The 1,421-nt window shown below is 46.5% G+C and carries 1 protein-coding gene; it reads left to right on the top strand.

The features are described 5' to 3' along the window. Positions 1-19: 19 nt before the first annotated feature. Complete coding sequence (locus tag BV375_RS00090; RefSeq protein ID WP_086755950.1) at positions 20-1,420, top strand: sugar porter family MFS transporter; 1,401 nt, start codon at positions 20-22, stop codon at positions 1,418-1,420. Position 1,421 lies beyond the last annotated feature (1 nt).

Raw genomic sequence — 1,421 nt, 5'->3', positions numbered from 1 at the left:
ATATCTACGAAATATAACTATGACCTCCACTACTACTCGTCGGAAAGCAAACACGTATTATGTGATCTTGATTGCTGGTGCGGCTGCGCTGGGTGGCTTTTTGTTCGGTTTTGACACAGCTGTAATTAACGGCGCAGTTGTAGCTTTATCAAAAGCCTTTAACACTAGTAGTTGGGTGACTGGTCTTGCAGTCTCGCTAGCGTTGCTGGGGTCTGCGGTAGGAGCCTTTTTTGCCGGACAAATAGCAGACCGTTATGGTCGAGTCAAAGCAATGGTGGTGGCTTCGGCGTTGTTTACGATCAGTGCCATTGGTTCGGGGATTGCCTTTACAATCTGGGATTTTATCTTTTGGCGATTGTTAGGTGGAATTGCAGTTGGCGCAGCTAGCGTCATTGCACCAGCTTACATTGCCGAATGTTCTCCTTCTCACTTGCGCGGCAGGTTAGGTTCTCTTCAACAACTAGCGATTGTGGTGGGAATTTTTATTGCCCTACTGAGTGACTACTTTATTGCGGTGTCAGCAGGTTCGGCAGAGTCACCATTTTTATTTGGTGTTGCCGCCTGGCGGTGGATGTTTTGGTCAGCAGTGCCGCCAGCAGTATTCTATGGCATGGCGGCTTTAACGATTCCAGAATCTCCGCGTTACTTAGTTGCCCAAAATCGAGAACCAGAAGCGGCTAACGTTTTAACCAAGATTTTGGGGGGTAACGTCCAAGAAAAAATTGCAGAAATTCGCCAAACAGTCCTGCAAGAACGCCGTCCCAACTTGTCTGACCTGTTAAGCAGAAGTGGTGGACTGCTGCCAATTGTTTGGATTGGAATCGGCTTATCTGTATTTCAGCAATTAGTTGGGATTAATGTCATCTTCTACTACAGCAGTGTATTGTGGCGTGCAGTCGGGTTCTCAGAAAAGAATTCGCTGACGATTACAGTGATTACAGGAGCCGTCAACATTATAACTACCCTCGTGGCGATCGCCTTTGTAGATAAATTTGGTCGTAAGCCTTTGCTGATCCTGGGGTCGATTGGTATGACACTCACCTTAGGAACGATGGCTTATATTTTTGGTCATGCTCCAACCGATGCTGCTGGTAACCCAACGTTGACTGGTTCTGCTGGTACTATAGCTCTGATTGCAGCCAACCTCTATGTGTTTTGCTTCGGCTTCTCCTGGGGACCAGTTGTTTGGGTGCTGTTGGGAGAAATGTTTAATAACAGAATTCGCGCGGCTGCACTTTCGGTAGCTGCGGCAATGCAATGGATCGCGAATTTCGTGGTTTCGACGACATTTCCGCCGATCTTGCAATATTTTGGTTTAGGTGCTGCCTATGGTTTGTATACAACTGCTGCGGCTATCTCACTATTTTTCGTTTGGTTCTTTATTAGAGAAACCAAAGGTATGGAGTTAGAAGATATGTAAT

The sequence above is a fragment of the Nostoc sp. 106C genome (assembly GCF_002154725.1).
Taxonomy (GTDB): Bacteria; Cyanobacteriota; Cyanobacteriia; order Cyanobacteriales; family Nostocaceae; genus Aulosira.
The sequence above is the reverse complement of the archived record's forward strand: the minus strand, read 5'-3'. Positions and strand labels throughout refer to the sequence as shown.